A 22,375-nucleotide genomic window follows, 5' to 3' on the forward strand; every position below is an offset into this window, starting at 1 on the left:
GCCCTTAATGGCTACTTTTTGGGTCTTATAAAGAGATTTGAAAAAAATGAGCTTCCCTTTATTAGGAACTTCAATATTAAATTAGCCAAGAGAATCAGTGTAAACTGCAATTTGCTCTTTTGAATATTTTACCTCAACACCTACCAGCGGTTTATTGAAAACATTATTAACTACTCCTTTAATCACCGTTTGTCCTGTCAAATTTTGAATAGGAATAAAACAGAAAGCAAATAGTAAGTTATAACAAAGTTTCACCTTCATCTGTTTATAATAATTGGAGAAGTAATGAAGCAAAGTAATTCTTAAACAAAGCGTGTTAATCCAGAATTTTTAGCCAATTTAATATGCTTCAATCCAAGATCTTATGTCATAAGAAATTAATTGGCGCTTTTGCTTTTTTTGATGGATATGTTCTAATAACCTATTAATTTCTTTTCGCTCATTTGTCAATAAAGTCAAATCACCTTCTGAAGATGTGGTGAATTCTTTCTTACATTTTATGCAAATGTATTCCTTTACAGAGTTTGTTATCTCTTTTGTGACTTTATAATCATGACCGTTCACCGAACAGAGTAAATTATTCATTTTTTGCTATTAAGGTTATTCTAAAGGGATGCCGAAAAGCTACAAATAAATCTTGAATTCATTAAACAAAATGAGAAAAATTATCAGAAATCACTTTATTTAATTATCGAATTTAGGATTAGTAAATAATCCCATTTTTTTAATCTCTGTTATTAGGAGATTTATCGCTGCAATAAAGTTAGTTAATAACCTTGATTTTTATTACACATACACCGTTTAAATTCCTTCTTATTTGTAATATTAATATTGCTAATAACCTAAAATTCAGTTAACTTAGAAGACAACTAGAGAATTTTAGAGTAATGCTGATTTTTATACGAATTATTCATCTCTCCTTCTCAATGCTTTTTGTTTTTCAACTTTTTGGACAATCGACTACCAAAACAAATCTTGAATTAATAGACAAGGGCAAAAAAATAGATAATGTCATTGAATTTTCTATTTCAACTAACAACTATGCCCAAATGAAAAATACAGATGGCAACAGTATTTCCCTGAATTCGAAAATCTTGAAAATAAACAATGATTTTATTGTTCCAAAGGATATTCATACTAGAGGTCAAACCACACAATATTATAGGAGAAAAAGTTTAAGTTTTTCACTAGACTCAAAAGCTAAGATCATTCAAGGAGATGACACTCTAGGTATGAAAAAATTTGAGGCCATAAGTCTATCCATGGATAATTTCTATTATAGAAACCGTTTGGCTTTCGGGCTTCTAAAAAAATTGAATCTGTTTAATCTTTTTTATGCTTATGGAGATATTAAAATTAATGATGAACATGCTGGTGTCTATTTACTATTGCAGAGACCCCAAGATTGGGCCTTTAATATGAAAGATTCACCTATTTTAATTCGCCGAGGATATGACCATAAAATTGAAAAAATTAAAACTGATAAGAAAGTGGATAAAAGTGAAATAAAGGCATATAGAAAGACTTTTTCTGAAATTTATAAACTTCTAAATGACTTTGACGGTGAGAGGCTTTACCAAGAGCTATCCAAACTATTGGATATTGAAATGTACATGAAATGGTTAGCGTTTAATTATTTCTTTAAAAATGGTGATTATACAGATGAAGTTTTTTTCTATATAGACCCTACTGATGAAAAATTCAGGATTATTCCTTGGGATTATGACGATATTTTTTCTAATACTCCCCATGAAGGTAGAAAAGAAAAATATGATAAAATAGGGGACAAGTTTTTGTTTTCATCAGAAGATGAATTAGATCGGAAAATAGCGAATGACAATTTCTTATATGAACATTATCTGAAACAACTAAAAACCGTTGCGCTCCAACTTGATGAAAGTGTTTTAAAAGAGGTTTTTGAAAATACTTATGCAGAATTATACCCTTATTATTCCAATCCAGATATTATTTCCATGGCGCAGTACGATTCCCATCCAACAGTCTCTATTCCTCTCCTAAAAAAGTCTTTAGAAGAATCATATGCTTATTTGTTGATGTCGAGAACTGTAATATTGAATCAATTAAAAAATTAAAAAAATTCAATAGTCCAGACTAATTGACCCATTTTTCCAATTAATCACCTCTTTTTCAATTAGTTTATTAAAGACGTTCTTATGATTTTAATCATAAGAATTAGGAATTTATTGAGGTAATTTTAAATATTACAGATACAATGTTATGCCTATTTCAGATAAGATATTAGGCAGTCCAAAAGCCTTTTTGATTGAGATTGGAGAATTATCCCATTTCATCGGAAGGTTCTTTATTGAATTACCCAAAAGACCATTTGAGTTTAAAGAATTTTTGAGGCAGTGTTTCAACATAGGGAACAAGTCAGTTTTGTTGGTGGGTATTACCGGTTTTATTATTGGTTTGGTATTAACCCTTCAAACTAGACCAACCCTCTTAGAATTTGGTGCAGTTTCTTGGATGCCATCCATGGTTGGGATTTCAATTGTAAGAGAAATTGGCCCTATGATCATAGCCTTGGTGTGTGCAGGTAAAATAGGTTCGGGTATTGGTGCAGAGTTATGCTCGATGCGGGTAACTGAACAAATAGACGCAATGGAAGTTTCTGGTACAAATCCATTTAAATACTTAGTGGTTACTAGAGTTATGGCAACAACTTTAATGATTCCATTATTAGTAATATTCGGAGATGCGGTTGCTTTGTATGGATCATTTCTTGTTGAAAATCTAAAAGGCAATGTTTCATTTTATCTATTCTTTAACCAAGTATTTGGAGGTTTAGAATTTGGCGACTTAATACCTGCAACCATAAAGACTTTTTTCTTTGGATTTGCTATTGGAATAGTTGGAAGTTTTAAGGGATATTTTTGCAGTAAAGGAACTGCCGGAGTAGGTATAGCCGCTAATTCCGCAGTTGTATTTACGTCACTTCTCTTGTTTATAATAGATTTTATAGCAGTATTTGTTACGGATATATTCTATGATTTATGAAAACCCAAACGAACATAGGAGAAAAGAGATCAGATGACCAATCCAATCGAGAAGTAGTTCTTGAAATTAAAAATCTATATAAAAGCTTTGGAGATAACAAGGTACTTAATGGTTTCAATATGAAATTGTTTAAAGGAGAAAACCTTGTTATTATGGGAAAATCTGGATCCGGAAAATCTGTAATGATTAAATGCTTAATTGGGTTAATGCAGGCCGATAGCGGAGACATTTTTCTAATGGAAAAAAATTTGTCCAAAATGGGTCAAAACGAATTGAATACCATAAGAGCAGATATAGGATTTTTGTTTCAAGGAAGTGCTCTTTATGATTCAATGACCGTCAGGGAAAATTTAGAATTTCCTTTGAGGAGACATAGAAATCGTTTTGCAGAGAACGAGGATACTGAACAATTAGTAATTGATGCTTTGGAAGATGTTGGTTTGGCACATACGTTAGATTTAATGCCAGCAGAATTGTCGGGTGGAATGAAAAGACGGGTGGCTTTAGCAAGGACACTCATTTTGAAGCCAAAAATAATTCTTTACGACGAACCTACAACAGGTTTAGACCCTATTACAGCAAAAGAAATAATCCTGCTTATTGAAAAATTGCAGAAAAAATTTAATACTTCCTCACTAATAATTACGCACGATGTGGATTGCGCTAGGGTCATTTCTGATCGGATGATATTGCTAATTGATGGGCTAAATTATGTGGAAGGAACTTTTGATGAACTTGTAGCTAATAATGATCCTAAGGTGAAAGCATTTTTTAAACAGTAAAAGAAGGGTAATGAAAAAATCTAAATCACATGATCTCAAATTGGGATTTTTCGTAATACTAAGTACGGCCTTATTCGTAGTGGCGGTTTATTTAGTTGGTCAAAATAGAAATTTATTCACCAAAAGCTTCACTGTTAGTGCTTACTTCCAAAATATTAATGGCCTACAAAGAGGTAATAATGTAAGGTATTCCGGTATAGATATAGGTATGGTTCAAGGAATTGAAATGGTAAATGACTCAGTGATAAAAGTTACCATGAAAATTGATGAAAAAGTTGTCGAACACATCCATAAAAATGCTGTAGCTACAATTGGTTCAGATGGATTGGTAGGTAATGTCATTGTTAATATTATTCCAGGGGAAGGCTATGCCGAACAGATTGAAAATGGGGATGAAATTGAGTCATATAGTCGAATAGGTCCTGATGATATTTTGAATACATTAAATGCTACCAGTGATAACTTAGCCTTACTTATTTCTGGACTCAGAAAAATAACAGATAAGTTAAACTATGGTGAGGGCACGCTAGGTGTATTATTAAATGATACAACCATGGCATATGATTTAAAGGCTACAAGCAAAAATTTAAAACTAGCTAGTCATAGAGCAAATGATGCAATTTTAGAGCTAAATCAATTAATAGCATCATTGAAATCAAATACAGAAACCACTGTTGGGGTATTATTAAATGATACAATTTCTGGTAGAAATCTTAAATCTGCGTTTAGCAATTTAAATGATACAAGCGATAGATTGGAACAAATGTCCCTTTCCCTAAATAACTATCTAGATGAAATTGAATCGGCTAATGGCGCATTAAATTATATAACCAAGGATTCAAGCTTAGTTAATGAAATTAAATCGACTATTGAAAATGTAAATAGTGGCACCTCAAAATTTAACGAGAATATGGAGGCCTTAAAACATAATTTTTTGTTTAGGGGGTATTTTAAAAAGCTAGAAAAGAAAGAGAAGAAGCAAAAAGAGGAACAATTTAATTGAAGCAAATTTTATTCATATTAATCCTAATGATAGCTTATGGAGGTTTTTCCCAAAATTCTCCTAGGAATAGGAAACTGTTTCATTTTGATAATCGAGGAATAAAACCTGATTCTGTTGTGGTTCATATTGATTCTTTAACTACACAGCAACTGTTAAATAAAATGACTGTATGGGCTAAAACATCAAAAATAAAGGGCTGCAAAATTGAGGTGTTTTCTTCATTTATTGGAGAGGACATTACAATAAAAGGTAAGTGTAGGAATTTGATAAGATCCAAAAATAACTCAGGAATTAATCCCATAAAAACAGGAAAATTTACAATTGAGCTGAAAGTTGATTTTTGCTGTTATACATTTCAGCCACAATCTTTTAAATATAGTAATGGTCTGGGAGTGTTTAATAACATGAGTATAAAGGAAAACTCTATTTCCATCTTTAAGAATAATGGTGAAATTAGGGAAGGGTTCCAGTTATTTCCTAGCGCAATTCAAAATTTATTCAATATGGTTGAAGCTAGCCTTTATTATTATTTGAAAACAGGTGAACAGCTCGTTTTTAAATATTATTGATGTTCCAAAAATGGAAAAACTAATTTAATATATAACATGAAAACAATTATTAACCTTTTGATTCTTATTGCACTAGGAATTTTTTTAGATTCTTGTGCGACCGCTAAGATTTATGAAAGTCCAGACGCTCGTGATCTTGCAAGAAATGAAAACTTGATTGCCATTCTTCCTCCAATTGTAACAATTGAGGCAAAGAAAAATGTTGAGGCAGAAGCCATTAAAGAACAACAAATTAAGGAATCTTTGAATTTTCAAAAAGAAATGTATTCTTGGATTTTACAAAGGAAGATGGAAGGTAAAGTAGTTCAAGAAATAATGGATATTGAAACTACTAATGCAATTTTGAATAATGCTGGGTATCCTGAAAAAGTACTTCAACCTTATGAAATGTGTCAGTTATTAGGAGTAGATGCGACCTTAGGGTCTAATTACTCAATTACCAAACCTATGAGTACCGGTGCAGCAGTGGCCTTGGCAGTTGTTGGAGTTTTTGGTCCAACTAACCGAGTTTCTGCTTCATTAAATATTAAGGATTGTATGGCTAATAAAGAAATTTGGCATTACGAACATGAATTTTCTGGTTCATTAGGATCTAGTTCTCGATTATTGGTCGATGCCTTGATGCGTAACGCAAGCAAGAAAATGCCTTATGTTATTGAAGAGAAAGTTAAATAGAGCTTCCTAATATCTAATAAAAAACACTAGGAGAATTAATGCTTGTCATTAATTCTCCTAGTGTTAAAATTCATTTTAATGAGCGTCTAAATAAGACTAAACAATGATTTTGTTTCATGTTTAAAATAAATTCAAAATAGATTCAGTGTTTAGGAAATCGCAATTTCGTAAGATTGTATATAAATTAGAATTTCATTCAAAAAGATGCGTACATGATTGATCGGATCATACAATACAGTATCCGCCACAAATTAATTATTATCCTTTTTTCATTAGCAATTATAGCGTCCGGAATATATTCTCTGTTTAATATTCCAATTGGTGCTGTACCAGATATTACAAATAATCAAGTTCAAATAATTACCACTTCTAGGAATTTGGCTACTGAGGATGTAGAAAAATTTCTTACATATCCAGTTGAATTGGAAATGGCAAATCTTCCTGAAGTAAAGGAAATAAGATCTGTTTCAAAATTTGGTCTTTCGGTAGTTACTGTTGTATTTAACGACCGCATCGGTACATATTTACCAAGGCAACTTATTGCTGAAAAAATTAAATCCGCCCAAGAAAAAATACCCTCTGGTTTTGGTATACCCTTTATGGGGCCAATTTCAACAGGTTTAGGAGAAATTTATCAATATGTTATTGAGGTAGATTCAACAAGTAGAGATAAATATACTCTTACAGATATAAGAACGATACAGGATTGGTTGGTTAAAAGGCAATTATCGGGTATTCCTGGAGTGGTTGAAGTAAATACATGGGGTGGTTATCTTAAACAATATGAGGTGGCCGTAAATCCAGAAAAACTAAAAAGTCTTAATCTATCATTATCAGAAACTTTTGTTGCTTTAGAAAAAAACAACAGTGTTGCTGGTGGTGGATATATAGAAAAAACCAATCAAACTTATTTCATAAGGGGTGAAGGTCTAATTGGATCTAAGGAAGACATTGAAAATATTGTAATTGAAAGTAGGAACGGAATTCCTATCTATGTTAGAGATATTGCAACAGTAAGGTTTGGTCATGCTACCAGATTTGGGGCTATAACTGGAAATGGTGAAGGTGAAAAGGTTCTTGGCCAGGTAATGATGCTAAAGGATGCAAATTCCAAAGAAGTTATTGAAGCCGTTAAAGAAAGGGTTGAACAAATTCAAACCACATTACCAAAGGGAATTAGCATCAATGGATTTTTAGAACGAAGTGAGCTAATAGGCAAAACAACTGCAACAATTGCAGAAAATCTTATTCTCGGCTGTCTTATAGTAATCTTTGTTGTGATTCTTTTATTGGGGAATTTTAGATCTGGGATGGTTGTTGCTTCGGTTATACCATTGTGTCTTTTATTCGCACTTACATTAATGTACATTTTTGGCGTAGACGCCAACCTAATGAGTTTAGGTGCCATCGATTTCGGGATAATTATTGATGGTGCCGTCATTATTGTGGAGTTTATCGCTTTTAAGATTACTTCCGAACGAGAGAAAATTATAAGCCTCCCTAAATCTGACAAACAAAATTTAATTGATTCAATTACAAACTCTGGAGCGTCTAAAATGATGCACTCTGCCATTTTCGGTCAATTGATAATAATTATTGTGTTTATTCCAATATTGTCATTAGTTGGGGTAGAAGGTAAGATGTTTAAACCCATGGCATTGGTTTTTTGCTTCGCTCTTTTAGGTGCCATAGTTCTTTGTTTTACGTATGTCCCCGTAATGGCTTCTCTATTTATAAAGCCTACAGACCCTAATAAGAATACAATTTCCTCAAGATTAATTAAGTTTCTTGAAGATAAATACAAACCAACCATGGCCTGGGCTCTTAAAAGGAAAAGACTTGTTTTAGGTCTTGGATTCTCAATGCTACTATTATCAATTTTTCTTTTCAGCAGGATGGGAGGTGAATTTGTTCCAACTTTGGATGAGGGTGATTTTGTAATTCAACCCGTCTTCAAAACAGGAACATCGTTGAGTAAAACAGTGGAAAACATCACAAAAATTGAAAAGATTCTTAAAGAGTTCCCTGAAGTTGAACAAGTTGTAAGTAGAATAGGAGCGGCTGAAGTACCTACAGACCCAATGTCTATGGAGGAAAGTGATGTTATAATCAAATTAAAGCCAAAAAAGGAATGGAAAACAGCAAATGATAAAGATGAGTTAGCAGATCAATTTAAGAAAGCTTTATCCATTTTACCTGGGATAGATTATGAATTTACCCAACCTATTGAAATGCGATTTAATGAATTGATTACAGGAGTTAGGGCTGATTTGGCAATTAAAATTTTTGGTGAGAATTTGGATGTTCTCTATAAAAAGGCTGTTGAAATTGAAAAGGCCATCCAAAATATTGATGGTGCCTCTGATATAGTTGTAGAAAAAACAGTAGGATTACCCCAAATGTCTGTTACTTACAATAGGCAAAAAATAGCAAAACATGGATTAAATGTTCAAGATCTTAATGATATCATTTCCATGGGATTCGCAGGTAAAACTGCAGGGACTATTTTTGAAGGGGAAAAGCAATTCGATTTGGTGATTCGATATGATAAGGACCATCATAAGGACATACAAGATATAGAATGGGCATCAGTAAAACTGCCTAATGGAAGCCACATGCCCCTGAAAGAATTTGCAACAATCGAATATAATAGAGGGCCTGCCAAAATCTCAAGGGACAATACTAAGAGAAGAATTGTGGTAGGTGTTAATGTTAGAAATCGAGATTTGGAATCGGTCGTTAATGATGTTCAAAAAACAATTGAATCAAAAATTACGCTTCCTCCGGGCTATATTGTCGAATATGGCGGTCAATTTGAAAATTTGCGTACCGCAAAAAATCGATTAATGATTGCTGTTCCTGTAGCATTAATCCTAATTTTTATTTTACTCTACTTTGCATTTGATTCTATTAAAGATGCCCTAATTATATATAGCGCCATACCGATGGCCGCTGTGGGTGGAATTTTCTTGTTGTATTTGCGTGGAATGCCATTCAGTATTTCTGCTGGAGTTGGGTTTATAGCGTTGTTTGGGATTGCTGTATTAAATGGGATTGTACTAATCGAAGAATTTAAAGAACTTAAGTCCCATGGTATAAGGGACATTCATGATCGAATATTAATTGGTACAAAAAATAGACTTAGACCAGTTTTACTAACAGCTTCGGCAGCTGCATTAGGATTTTTGCCCATGGCTATATCCACCTCCGCAGGAGCAGAAGTACAAAAACCACTTGCTACAGTTGTAATTGGTGGACTAATTTCTGCAACTGCCTTAACCTTGATAGTTTTGCCGGTTCTTTATTCTCTTTTCGATAGAAAAGGGAAAAGGTCTGGATTTAAGTTTGCAAATAAGGGCCTAATTCTAACTCTGTTCCTAATATTGCCTATTATTTCACAAGCTCAACAACCAATTAATTTGGATCAGGCTATTGATATTGCTTTAGGAAATAACCGATCATTGAAAGCATCAAAAAAGAGATTGCTTCAAAGTGAGGAATTGATTAGTGGATATTTGGATATAAATAAAACTAATTTTTATTACTCAAAGGATCAAAACAATTTAGGTCCGAATCAAGAACCTTTAAACGTATGGGGTATTAATCAGTCCCTTGAATTTCCGACAGTTTATTCCAAAAAAAGAAAAATTCTTAAAACTAAAAGTGAAATTGTACTGCAGCAATATCGCTTAGACAGCCTCAATCTTAGAAAGAACGTTTCAGATGTTTATTTTGAAATGATTTATTGGCAACAGGTATATCATTCGTATAGTGAATTGGATAGTCTCTATAAACATTTTGCATATGGTGCCAAAAGGAAATTTGAAGAAGGTGAATCCAATTATTTGGAGCAACTTACAGCCGAAGCTAAATCTCAAGAGATTTTAATTCAACTTAAACAAGCAAGGGAAAATATCAGCAAGTTCAATCTAAAACTCAAAGAATTATTGCAAAGCGATTCAATCTTTGTTATTTCAGAGAACATATTACCAAAGCTGCAAGTTAAATTCTTGGAAACCGAAAGTCACCCCTTAATTAATTTTTATAAAGATCGAATTGATTTGGCAAACCACGAGCTATCTCTAAATAGGCAAGGATTTTTGCCAGATTTGAATTTTTCAGTTTTTCAGGGTGGAAATAATGGTTTAGGAAGTGATAAATTTTCGGGATTCGAAGTTGGAATTTCCCTGCCGATTTTTTTCTGGTCCCAAAAATCCAAAATTAATGCTGCTAGTATAGAAGCTGATGCTAGGAATTATGAAGCAGATAATTATGAAATTGCTCTTGAAACTAAATACGATGCACTATTAATGGACATTAAGCAAAAGGAGAAGGAATTAGCTTATTTTGAAAATAAGGGTGAAGACTTGTCAAAGAAATTACGGCTTCACGCCCAAGAAGCCTTTCGCAATGGAGAAATAGATTATTTGCAATACACCATGTTATTGGAAAATTCAACTTCTATAAAATTAAATTATTTAAAAGCTTTGTTAGGTTATAATCTAACCGTTTTAGAGGCAAATTATATTACTTATTAAGATGAGAAAATTGAGTTTTAAGACACCATATTTATTTAAAATATGTCTTCTTTTATTTGTTACTAATATTTATTTAAGTTCATGTAAAAATGCTTCTGAAGAAAATCTAGAATCTGAAATAAGTACTAATAATGACCTTAATACTTCTTATGAAATAACCACAGAACAATTCGAAGCTTCAGAAATGAAATTAGCAAAGCTGGAAATGCATGAATTTCACGAAGGTGTAAAAACTACCGGAATGTTTGATGTTCCTCCTCAAAATAAAGTATCAGTAAGTGTTTATTTTGGCGGCTATGTAAAGGATATTTTGCTTTTGCCGGGCGACAAGATAAGAAAAGGACAAAAGTTGTTTTCTCTTGAAAATCCTGATTATGTTGAAGTTCAACGTGAATTTTTGGAAGCTAGGGATCAACTTTCGTATTTAAAATCGGATTATGAACGACAAAAAAATCTTTCAGAAGAAAATGTAACTTCCCAAAAGAAGTTTTTGAAATCTGAAGCAGACTACAAGGTTACATTAGCTCATTTTGAATCTTTAAAAAAGAAACTTAACCTAATGAATATTAATCCAAATAACCTTACGGCAAGCAACATTTCTACCACTATTAATTTGTATGCACCCATGGATGGCTTTGTAACTGAAATATTTATTAGCAAGGGTAGTTATGTTCAGCCTTCTATTCCGGCTATGTCTATTGTTAATTTGGATCATATGCATTTAGAACTTAACATTTTTGAAAAAGATGTTGCTAAAGTTAAAGAGGAACAACTTATTGAATTTAATGTCCAAAATGATCCTAATAAAACCTATAGGGCAAAAGTTCATTTAGTCAACAAAGCTATTGATCCTACTAATAGAACGGTAAAGGTTCATGGACATTTGGAAGATGAGAAACATTTAGAAAAGTTTGCTCCAGGAATGTATATTGAGGCATCTATTTTTACTGATTCGGAGGAGAAATGGTCAATACCTCAAGAAGCGGTTGTTGAGTTAGAAGGAGATTATTTTGTTTTAGTCAGAGAACAGGTAAATGATATGTACATTTTTGAAAAAAGAAAAGTTCAGGTTGGTAAAACTAGCGGGGAATTCGTTGAAATAATTAATAGTTCTGATTTCAGAGGTAAGGAATTCTTAGTTAAAGGCGCATATGATATCTTGGTTGAGTAATCTTATGAATTAGTGCATTTCTGGCTCAACATGAATTGTAATGTGAGATATTTCAGGTATTTCTTCCTGAATTTTATCTTGTAGCTTATGTGCTAAAAAATGACCCTCATCAACCGTTATAGTGCCATCAACCATTGCATGTAGTTCCACTAAATATTTCATCCCCGCTTTTCTAACGAAACATTTTTCCGTTCCTAAAATACCTTCAACCTCAGTGGCGACTTTACGTATATCTTCTACCAAATCATCGTGCAGGTGTTCATCCATAATTTCTCCAAGAGCTGGCCTAAAAATTAGATAGGAGTTATAAAGAATAAAGCCAGAGGCAAATAAGGCAGCCCAATCATCTGCATTCTCAAATCCTTCACCAAATACAACTGCAATAGAAATTCCAATGAATGCAGTTACTGAAGTAATAGCATCACTACGATGGTGCCATGCATCAGCTCTTAGTGATGAACTATTAATCTGCTTGCTTTTATGAATGACATATCTATAGGAAGCTTCCTTCCAAAGTATGATAACAGCAAGAACTATTAAAGTCCATGATTCAGGAGATTTATGTGGTGTTCTTATGTGGACAACACTTTCATAAGCTATAATTGTTGCTGACGTTACTAGAAATGCAACAACAAGAAACGTAACCAAGGGTTCAATCCTTGTATGACCAAAGGGATGGTTTTCATCTGGAGGCTTTTGGGCATATTTAAAACCGAGTAGCACAAAAAATGATGAGAAGATGTCAGTCATAGACTCAATTCCATCTGCAATTAACGCATAAGAATTTCCTATGAACCCTGAAACCAATTTAATCCCAGCCAATAGTGTATTACCTATTATGCTAAAATAGGTCGCTTTTATGGCTGATTTCTCATTCTCTATTAAGCTATCGCGAATTTTCACTCGATAAAATATAAATTGGAAGTTAATTCGGCTTTTCTGGACCAAATTCCACTACAGCTAACAAAAGTCTGTATTTTCATGAAATTAACATAGGTATATGTATTCAAATTGTAAATACTTAAGTGAAGACAAATTATAAGGTTAATTAAATAAAATAATTCCATAAAAAAAGCCTCTGTTAATTCTCCCTTAAACAGAGGCACCTAGTAGGATTTTTTGCTTGATAATTAATAACTAACCAAATAAGATTAAAATAATCTATGAATTTGATAAATCGAATTTAGCTAACTTATTGCTAATCAATTAACACTACTGAAATTATTTGTAACAATTTTCAATCTTTATTAAATTTTATAAGATTGAATAGCAATTTCTATATTTTTAGAACCTAGAGTATTTTAGAATCTACTAATGATTAAACGGGTATTATATATTCTGTGTCTTCTTCTTATTCATATTTCGGTATATGGTCAATTTACCCCATATTTTAAGAATTATGAATTATCAGACTATAATGGAGCTAACCAAAATTGGGACGTTTGCATCGCAGAGGATGGTATGGTCTATGTCGCTAATCATAGGGGGCTACTAACCTATGATGGCTTAGTTTGGAAGTTGCACGAATTACCTAATAAAACAATTATTCGCTCTGTTTTCTCAATAGGTCCACGGATTTATACCGGCTCCTTTGAGGAGTTTGGTTTTTGGGAAAAAGATGAATATGGCGACTTAAAATACACCTCCTTGAAAGATCGGTTTGAGCAAAATATTCCCAATAATGAGGAGTTTTGGCAAATCTTAAGTTTTGGTGATAAAATTGTTTTTAAATCCTATTCCAATCTTTACATATATAATGGGGACAGTATAAAAAGGTTCGTTCCAAGCTCATCCGTTATGTATATAACCATTATTGATAATGAAATTCTTGTTGCGACACTAAATGCTGGTATTTACAAATTTGATGGTCTTGGGTTCTCTAGATACTTCAATCACCCAAGTCTTGTTGATACTAGGGTAATGGGAATAACAGAATCAAAGGACGGTGTAATTATTTCCACAGCACTGAAGGGTTCATTTAAAATTAGCGGAAAGAACTTAATCGCTTTAAACCGGCCTATTGACAAGCTAATCAAGGAACACCAATTAAATAGACTTACTCAATTAAATGATGGGAGACAAGTTTATGGAACAATTAAAAATGGATGTTTTATTACAGATCAAGATGGAACTGTTATTAGCCATCTAAGTAAGTCTGAAGGGTTGGTAAATAATACTGTTCTAGGATTAAGTACGAATGATGAAAATCTGTGGCTCGCCCTTGACAATGGCTTAGCCAAAGTTAGTTTAGATGAAAACTATCAATTTTATAATGATATATCAGGAAAACTTGGGGCCGTTTATGACGTAATTTTTTATAATGGCACTTATTACATAGGTAGCAATACTGGACTATTTTATTTAAATAAAAACAGGGAATTAGAATTTGTTGAAGGAACAAATGGCCAAATTTGGGATTTGAGGATTATCGATGGTCAATTATTTTGCGGTCATAATGTTGGGACATTTATAGTTGAAAATGAAGCCATTGAGTGGATTTCTAGTTATACTGGAGGTTGGACATTAAAGAAAATTCCCGAAAAACCAGATTCTTATATACAGGGAACCTATGCTGGTGTAGTAAGGTTTTCTAATTTGGAGAATAGCAACTGGAATGTGAAGCATTTAGGTAGGACCTATATGCCTATAAAATATTTGGAGTTTGAAAATCAGCATACCCTTTGGGCGGCAAATGCCTATAAGGGGCTTTATAAATTCAATATTTCTGATAATTTAGATACTATCACTAATATTGAAAGTTACGACAATAAGGGACTTTATTCTCAGTATAATGTAAGGATATATAAAATAAAAGGTGAAGTATGTTTTAAAACCAATGAAGGTTGGCAACAATATGGTGCATTACAAGACTCCATAATTCCTTTCCCGTTGCTTGACAAAAAAATAGGAAAGGACGCTTACATTATTTCAGAATTTGATGAGGACGAACTGGTTATAAAATCTGAAGATAAAAGCATTAAGTTTATTTCTTTCGAAAATTCTTCTTCACCGGTAACCATATCTAGCACTTTTTTTGAGAATCGATTAATTGATGGAGATGAGAAGGTTGTGAAAATTAAGGATTCAATTTATGCATTAAATCTTAACAATGGATTTGTACTTATCGATCGATCTAAACCAATTGCCATAGGTGATGTTTCCAAACCCATATTAAATACCATATCAATTAATTATGAACCGGTTAAATTAGATGATTGGAGTGACAATTTTTTGAATATTGATTATGGAAATGATGTAGTTATAACAGCCTCCGCTTCAAAAAATGATAATTATAGCTTAGAATACTCGATAACAGATGGTACTGATAAATGGGTTATTGTACCATCGAATACCATCGAATTAAAAAATCTCAAATCTGGTAAATACAATCTAATCTTAAGAACAAGGAATGAATTTGGGGAGGCCTCGGACTCTTCCGTTATTAAAATAAATGTATCTCCACCATGGTATAATGACACGCCTGGTTACGTTCTGTTCTTTTCTCTAATGGTTGTTATGATTTTGATTTTTTATTGGATGCACAAGCGAAAAATTGCAAAAGAACAGAGTTTGCTCCAAGCAAAAATGATGAAAGAGCAAGAGGAATTATTAAGGGAAAAGGCAATTGAAAATGAAAAACAAATTGTACTTGTTAAAAATCAATCGCTTAAGAACGAACTAAAATTAAAAACCAAACAGTTAGCTAATAGTGCAATGGCTTTAGCTAAGAAGAATGAGACTTTAATTGGGTTAAAAAAAGATTTAGTGCAGAGTAAAGAGCAATTCAACAATTATTATTCCTTTAAAAATATTATAAAGAAAGTTGACCATTCTATTACCCATAGAGATGAATGGGAATTGTTTGAAGAAAATTTTAACCAGGTGCATGAAGAGTTTTTCACCAATTTAAAAGAGAAACATCCCAATTTAAACCCAAAAGATTTAAGAATGTGCGCCTACATCAAAATGGGGTTAAGCACCAAAAAAATTGCACCTTTATTAAATATTTCCGTAAGAGGTGTTGAAACACATCGTTACAGATTGAAGAAGAAGCTAAACCTAGATAATGGCAAAAAAATAGGAGGATATTTGCGATCTCTCTAAAAATTGAAGTATAATAATCGTTTTTTCTTAAATGAAGACTACTTCAAAACTACGTCAATTGCAATCTTAACATTTTAATTTCTTAATTTTTTCTAAATTTAAAGTACGTCATACTTGATTTTTTAACTCATTTTTAAGTATGAAGTAATCAAAGCGTATCCCGATTTTTATTCTCGACTCGGATAGAGATTAATTTAGACGAAACTAACAATTCAATTTTTTAGGCATGAATGTCAAGAAGTACTTATTACTGGTATTCCTACTTCTCGGAATTACCGGATTTTCTCAAGAACGAACAATAACAGGAACAGTAACAGGGGCAGACGATGGGATGCCTTTGCCTGGGGTGAATGTATTAATTCAAGGTTCCACTAGAGGTACAACTACAGATTTTGATGGAAATTATTCCATTGAAGTATCCACTGGTGAAATTCTTGAGTTTAGTTATGTGGGGTTTATAACTCAAAACATTACAATTACAAGTCAGAATCAACTTGATGTTGTACTACAAACGGATGTACAAAGTTTAGATGAGGTAGTGGTAATTGGTTATGGTACCGCACAGAAACGTGATTTAACTGGTTCAATTGTAAAAGTTGATGGTGATGTGGTGGCAGATAAGCCTGCAACCAATCCAGTTGCTTCACTTCAAGGTAGAGTATCCGGACTATCAGTTGTTAACTCTGGTAGGTTAGGCCAAGAACCTGATATAAGAATTAGAGGTACAAGCAGTAGGTATAATACCAAGCCGTTGTTTGTAGTAGACGGAATTTTCGCAGATGATATAAGTTTTGTAAATCCAAACGATATAGAATCTATAGAGGTTTTAAAGGATGCATCATCATTAGCGATTTTTGGTGTTAAAGGTGCGAATGGGGTAATTATCGTAACTACAAAACAGGCCAAAGCGGGCAAATTAACAGTTAATTTAAACACCTCCATTGGTATAAAAAATATAGTTGGGGAACCAGATATGGCAGATGCAGCTTTATTTACCGAATTATATAATGAACGTTTAAGTAATGAAGGTTTATCCCCATTTGGATATTATGATTTGTTTACTGGAGATACTGATTGGGTTGATACAATAAGCAACGAATCTGCTATTATACAGATTAACAACGTTAGTATCCAAAGTGCGACAGAGAAAAACAAAATATCCTTCGGGATGGGGTATAGATTTGAAGAAGGCTTAATTAAGAATGAGAATTTTAGAAGGTTCACGGTTAACATCAATGATGAATTCAAAATTAATGACAATATAAAGGTTGGCGTAACATTTAAAGGGCTAAAAGATAAATTACCAAATCAAGGAAGTTTCTCCTCATCTCTTAATGCTACTCCCATAGTAGATCCAATTCATAGGGATTCACGTGAAGAGTACGATGGGTTATATAACCAGTTACCACTTGAAATAGGAGGTGCCCAAATAGGCAATCCATTATTAGTAGCTAATGTTACTAAAAACAAGGCAATTTCAGAACGGTACCAATTTGTAGGTAGCATGTTTGCAGAAATTAATTTTTGGAAGAACTTTACTTTCAGAGCTAATTTCTATGGAGATTATGCATCTGGCAAATCCAGAAACTATACTCCAATTGTACCGATTTATGTGTCTGAAACGGATGAAATAGATAATTTTAATGGAACTCAGTTAACAAGGGTATCACAATCCACTTATAACAACATTAATTTCCAACAGGAATATTTACTGTCATATAAGCGTGATTTCGATTTACATGGTGTTACAGCAACTTTAGGTTATACTACAACAGAAAATAAAGTAGAGTCTATTTCTGGAAGTGTTCAACACGATCCAAGTGTAGGTCGCATACCAGATGATCCTAGATTTTGGTATGTTGGAGTATTTCCATACGGAGATCCAACCTCTAGAACCTCTAGTTCTGGGCAATTTGATAGAGCTACCACCTCTATTTTGGGTAGGGTTTTATATAATTATGATGGCAAGTATTTAATAAATGCTTCCTATCGTAATGATGCAACTTCTCAATTAGCACCAGATAACCGTAACCAAGATTTTTGGTCGGTAGGTGCCGGCTGGGTTATGTCTAGAGAATCCTTTTTGGAAGATGTTGAATCCTTAAACCTACTAAAATTGAAAGGTTCTATAGGTCAATTAGGAAATCAATATGTTCCTGTTAATTACCCATTTTATCCTGGTGTAAATGAAGGTGCAACGGCAGTTTTCGGCGAAAATGTTATACCTGGGTATGTACAAAGATTTGAAGAGAATCCGGATTTGCAATGGGAAACTGTAAGACTTTGGGAAGCAGGTTTTGAATCTCAATGGTTCAATAACCGTCTTACATTCAACGCTAATTACTATAATAGACTTACAGAAAACTTATTGGTTTTTGTGGATATAGGAACAGCACAGTTTTTTGATAACTCAGGAGAAATTGAAAATAATGGATTTGAGTTGGAGCTGGATTGGTCTAATACAAGTGAATCGGGTGATTTTAACTATTCAATTGGTGGAAATTTAACCACAATTAACAATGAAGTTTTATCAACTCGGGAGGATGCAGCAATCTTCGCAGGAGCTGCCTCAAGAACAATTACTGGACAACCTATTGGTCATTTTTATGGATATATTGTTGAAGGATTATACCAATCTAATGCCCATATAGCTGAGTCGCCGGTTAGTACCTTGGGTAATTATGGGCCTGGTGATTTCAGATATAAGGACGTAAACGGAGATAACCAGATAACTCCAGCGGATAGGACCGTTATTGGAAATCCAACTCCTGATTTTACTTATGGTTTTTATACAAACTTTGAATACAAAAGATTCTTTTTGAATGTTGATTTTCAAGGTGTATATGGCAATGAAATTTATAGGAACTGGGGTAACGGAAATTCCTTCGCACAGTTTAACTATAGAGCAGACAGAGCAAATAGATGGACGCAATCAGGGAGTTCAAATTGGGAACCTCGTCTATACGATGCGTCAGAATATAATAGGTTGCCATCAACTTACATGATTGAAGATGGAAGCTACATTAGAATTCGAAACCTTCAATTTGGTTACAATTTTAATCCTGATAAATTCAGTGTTTTGGGTATACAACAGATGAAGTTGTTTGCTAATATTCAGAATTTATATACATGGAAACATAATTCAGGATTTTCGCCAGAGGCAGGTGGATCACCAATCGCATTCGGAATTGATGGAGGTGGTTATCCTGTACCTGTGATTTCATCATTAGGCTTTGTCGTAACCTTTTAAAAAAATAGAGATGAACAAGATAAATTTTAACAAAATAGTTTTAATAACTCTCTTTGGGCTCTTTCCTTTTATATCGTGCAACGACGACTTTTTGGACAGATTGCCATTAGGTGAGGTAGCCAACCCAGAAGAATTGGGAGTTGGTGGACAAGAAACTGCCGTATTCGGTATTTATTCATTGATGAGATCAACGGGGGTAGGCCAATGGCAACGTTATTGGTTTGGAAGTATTCGTTCCGATGATGCGGCAAAGGGTAGTACTTCAGGGGATTCTGCTGCGAATGGTACAGCTTTTAATGACTTTGATTATGTTGCTACAAATGGTTTAAGCACCAGTTGGTGGAACGGACATTATACCATCATTTTTGCATGTAATGAAGTTATTAATACATTAAATGAAACTGGTGCAACTGATCCTGGAAGCTTAATTAATGAATCTGAGGCCAAGGTCATTAGAGCCTGGATGTATTTTGAATTGAGAAGAGACTATGGTGAAGTTCCAATTATTACTGCGACCATTGATAATCCGGAAGATGCTATTGCCGCCAAGTCTCCGGTCACTGCAATTGACCAATTGATAGAAGAGGATTTAAAATTTGCTGCTCAATATCTTCCTTTAGTATGGGAGGCATTTCCTGGAAGAGCCACTTCTGGATTTGCAAATTCTTTGTTGGCCAAATTATACTTATACCAAGGACAATGGCAAAAGGCGTATGACAAAGCAGTGGAGGTTATAGATACAGGTGTTTACCAACTAGATCCAGATTTAGTGAATTTGTTTGAAATAGGAGGTGACAACGGTGTTGAATCAATTTTTGAAATTCAACAATTGGTTACTGACAACCAAAATTATGCAGACAATTATTATGTTTCCCAAGGAGTTAGGGGAACTGGTGTTTGGAATTTAGGTTGGGGATTTAATGTTCCTACTCAGGATTTGGTTGATACGTTTGAAAATGGTGATAGAAGAAAAGCAAATACAATTTTAGAATCAGGTGAAGATGATGGTGGATTCGGTAGTGGAACCTTGCCCGAATCGCCACCGTTGGCACAACCCTATTGGAATAAAAAGGCATATACTAAACTTGCAGTTAGAACCCAGTTTAGCATGAACGGAAATCGCTGGGAGAATATAAAAATTGTGAGATATGCCGACGTTATTCTAATGGCAGCTGAGGCGGCCAATGAATTAGGGATGATGAGTGAAGCCGCATTTTATCTTAATCAGATACGGACAAGGGCAGGTTTAGGAAACACTTCAGCGGCGGATCAATCTGAGATGAGAGTTGCTATCAAACATGAAAGACGTGTGGAATTTGCTTTGGAAGAGTATAGATTTTACGATTTAGTAAGATGGGGGGATGCTAGTACAGTATTAGCACCCTTAGGTTACGAGCCAAGAAATGCCCTTTTTCCTATTCCTCAAGAGGCTATAGATCAATCGGGTGGTGTATTAGTACAGAATCCAGATTATTAAAATTTAAAATCAAATTCCAATGAGAATGAAAAATATAAATTTGTTTCAATATACAACCGCATTAGTCTTCACAATTTTCTTTGTTGTGACGGGTTGTCAAAATTTCGATGAACCACCTTTTGGAGATTTTCCATTAGATGGCCCCGAAATCACTCTAACATTTCCGAATCCGAATGGTTCAACTATTATAAGGTCGGTGGAACCTATTACCTCAATAATTATGGATTTTTCAGTATCAGATGATATTGCTATATCGAATATCATTGTACAGTTTGACGGAACTGAAATAGCAAATATGAGTGAATTTACTGATCCAAAAATGGTGGACATAGATGATTTGTTATATGACAATGTAAATACTGGAAGCCATACAGTTACAATAACAGCGATAGATTCAGACGGGAATGAGGACATTGTAACAACAACCTTTATAAAGGAAGATACTCCTCCTTATAATCCACTATTTGGAGAGATCTTCTATATGAGTTTTGAGGATACTTATACCGACTTAGTTTCCAATACGGACGCTACATCGGTAGGTTCACCTACTTTTGGAGAGGGTAAAATTGGCCAGGCCTATGATGGTGCTGCTGATTCTAGATTAGAATTCCCTTCTGAAGGATTAGCTCAAGGCACAAGTTTCAGTACAACTTTTTGGCTAAAAATTGATCCATCTGATGGTAGGTCTGGTATAATAAATATATCAACACCAACCCCTGCTGGACCAGCAGATAAATCGAGTGGATTTGGTTTAATAAGAGAAGGGGGAGCTGATTCTCAAAGATTTATTCTATTGGCAGGCAATGGTTCAGGTACGACTTGGGTTAACCCTGGAGCTCCTGCCACAATAGATCCTACCTTAAATCAATGGGTACATTTTGGGATTACCTTCTCAGATAGTAAAGCATCTTTGTATATGGATGGTAAATTGGTGGGTCAAAGTGATTTTACTGGTATTGATTGGACTGGAGTTGGAGATTTGGTAATTATGTCTGGTGATCCAAACTTTAATGGATGGAATCACAAAACCGAGAAAGGTCTTATGGATGAATTGAGAATTTATGATAGAACACTTTCTGAAAGTGACATCCAAACTATAATGGTTAAAGAGCAAGCCGCCTTTTATATGAATTTTGATGATACTTATATGGACCTTGTTTCTAATACTGATGCTACTATAGTTGGTTCCCCGTCTTTTGATGATGGTGTTTTTGGTAAAGCATATAAAGGTGCTGCTGATTCACGATTGGAATTTCCTTCAGAAGGACTGGCACAAGGAACTAGCTTTAGTACAACCTTCTGGTTAAAAATTGATCCATCTGATGGTAGGTCTGGTATAATAAATATATCAACACCAACCCCTGCTGGACCAGCAGATAAATCGAGTGGATTTGGTTTAATAAGAGAAGGGGGGGCTGATTCTCAGAGATTTATTCTATTGGCAGGCAATGGTTCAGGTACAACTTGGGTTAACCCTGGAGCTCCAGCCACAATAGATCCAACCCTAAATCAATGGGTACATTTTGGTATTACATTCTCAGATAGTAAAGCCACTTTATATATGGATGGTGAATTGGTAGGTCAGAGTGATTTTACTGGTATAGATTGGACAGGCGTTGGTGATTTGGTCATTATGTCTGGCGATCCAAACTTTAATGGATGGAATCACAAAACCGAGAAAGGTCTTATGGATGACTTGTATATTTTCCATAAAACTTTAACCCAAGAAGAAATCCGGTCCATGGTTAATGATTAAGGATAAAGTTAAAGACGCATACTAAATAA

The 22,375-nt window shown here is 33.9% G+C and carries 15 protein-coding genes; 12 read left to right on the top strand and 3 right to left on the bottom strand.

Annotation, left to right across the window (positions count from 1 at the left end):
• Positions 1-81: 81 nt before the first annotated feature.
• Both ISU00_RS14155 and ISU00_RS14160 read right to left on the bottom strand, forming a co-directional pair.
• Complete coding sequence (locus ISU00_RS14155) at positions 82-261, bottom strand: hypothetical protein (protein WP_228851322.1); 180 nt, start codon at positions 259-261, stop codon at positions 82-84.
• 78 nt (positions 262-339) lie between these two features.
• Complete coding sequence (locus ISU00_RS14160; protein ID WP_228851323.1) at positions 340-585, bottom strand: hypothetical protein; 246 nt, start codon at positions 583-585, stop codon at positions 340-342.
• 302 nt (positions 586-887) lie between these two features.
• On the opposite strand from ISU00_RS14160, the gene ISU00_RS14165 reads away from it, so the two are divergent.
• From ISU00_RS14165 to ISU00_RS14200, 8 genes are all read left to right on the top strand, one after another.
• Positions 888-2,093 (top strand): CotH kinase family protein, encoded by a 1,206-nt coding sequence (locus tag ISU00_RS14165; RefSeq protein WP_228851324.1) that lies wholly within the window; start codon positions 888-890, stop codon positions 2,091-2,093.
• A 145-nt stretch (positions 2,094-2,238) separates the two neighbouring features.
• Positions 2,239-3,021, top strand: a complete 783-nt coding sequence (locus ISU00_RS14170) for an MlaE family ABC transporter permease (RefSeq protein ID WP_228851325.1) — start codon at positions 2,239-2,241, stop codon at positions 3,019-3,021.
• On the top strand, positions 3,018-3,803 hold the full coding sequence (locus ISU00_RS14175) for an ABC transporter ATP-binding protein (protein WP_228851326.1): 786 nt from the start codon (positions 3,018-3,020) through the stop codon (positions 3,801-3,803). The genes ISU00_RS14170 and ISU00_RS14175 overlap by 4 nt, the downstream gene beginning before the upstream one ends.
• A 10-nt stretch (positions 3,804-3,813) precedes the next feature.
• Positions 3,814-4,806, top strand: coding sequence for an MlaD family protein (locus tag ISU00_RS14180; protein WP_228851327.1), 993 nt, complete (start codon positions 3,814-3,816; stop codon positions 4,804-4,806).
• A complete protein-coding gene (locus ISU00_RS14185; RefSeq protein ID WP_228851328.1) occupies positions 4,803-5,375 on the top strand; it encodes a hypothetical protein in 573 nt (190 codons plus the stop codon). Before ISU00_RS14180 ends, ISU00_RS14185 begins: the two co-directional genes overlap by 4 nt.
• Positions 5,376-5,411: 36 nt before the next feature.
• Positions 5,412-6,050 (top strand): hypothetical protein, encoded by a 639-nt coding sequence (locus ISU00_RS14190; protein WP_228851329.1) that lies wholly within the window; start codon positions 5,412-5,414, stop codon positions 6,048-6,050.
• A 212-nt stretch (positions 6,051-6,262) separates the two neighbouring features.
• Positions 6,263-10,588 (top strand): CusA/CzcA family heavy metal efflux RND transporter, encoded by a 4,326-nt coding sequence (locus tag ISU00_RS14195; RefSeq protein WP_228851330.1) that lies wholly within the window; start codon positions 6,263-6,265, stop codon positions 10,586-10,588.
• Position 10,589: 1 nt separating this feature from the next.
• On the top strand, positions 10,590-11,759 hold the full coding sequence (locus ISU00_RS14200) for an efflux RND transporter periplasmic adaptor subunit (RefSeq protein WP_228851331.1): 1,170 nt from the start codon (positions 10,590-10,592) through the stop codon (positions 11,757-11,759).
• Between the two features lie 9 nt (positions 11,760-11,768).
• Here the strand turns inward: ISU00_RS14200 and ISU00_RS14205 are convergent, their stop codons facing one another.
• Complete coding sequence (locus ISU00_RS14205; protein ID WP_228853742.1) at positions 11,769-12,641, bottom strand: cation diffusion facilitator family transporter; 873 nt, start codon at positions 12,639-12,641, stop codon at positions 11,769-11,771.
• Between the two features lie 432 nt (positions 12,642-13,073).
• On the opposite strand from ISU00_RS14205, the gene ISU00_RS14210 reads away from it, so the two are divergent.
• From ISU00_RS14210 to ISU00_RS14225, 4 genes are all read left to right on the top strand, one after another.
• On the top strand, positions 13,074-15,863 hold the full coding sequence (locus tag ISU00_RS14210) for a helix-turn-helix and ligand-binding sensor domain-containing protein (RefSeq protein ID WP_228851332.1): 2,790 nt from the start codon (positions 13,074-13,076) through the stop codon (positions 15,861-15,863).
• A gap of 226 nt (positions 15,864-16,089) precedes the next feature.
• The gene (locus tag ISU00_RS14215) at positions 16,090-19,113 is read left to right on the top strand and encodes a SusC/RagA family TonB-linked outer membrane protein (RefSeq protein WP_228851333.1); all 3,024 of its coding nucleotides are present in this window, start codon (positions 16,090-16,092) and stop codon (positions 19,111-19,113) included.
• Positions 19,114-19,123: 10 nt separating this feature from the next.
• Positions 19,124-20,590, top strand: a complete 1,467-nt coding sequence (locus ISU00_RS14220; RefSeq protein ID WP_228851334.1) for a RagB/SusD family nutrient uptake outer membrane protein — start codon at positions 19,124-19,126, stop codon at positions 20,588-20,590.
• A 25-nt stretch (positions 20,591-20,615) separates the two neighbouring features.
• Entirely contained in the window at positions 20,616-22,346 is a 1,731-nt protein-coding gene (locus tag ISU00_RS14225; RefSeq protein WP_228851335.1) for a LamG domain-containing protein, read from the top strand.
• Positions 22,347-22,375: the final 29 nt, after the last annotated feature.

The organism is Aegicerativicinus sediminis (genome assembly GCF_015476115.1).
Lineage (GTDB): Bacteria > Bacteroidota > Bacteroidia > Flavobacteriales > Flavobacteriaceae > Aegicerativicinus > Aegicerativicinus sediminis.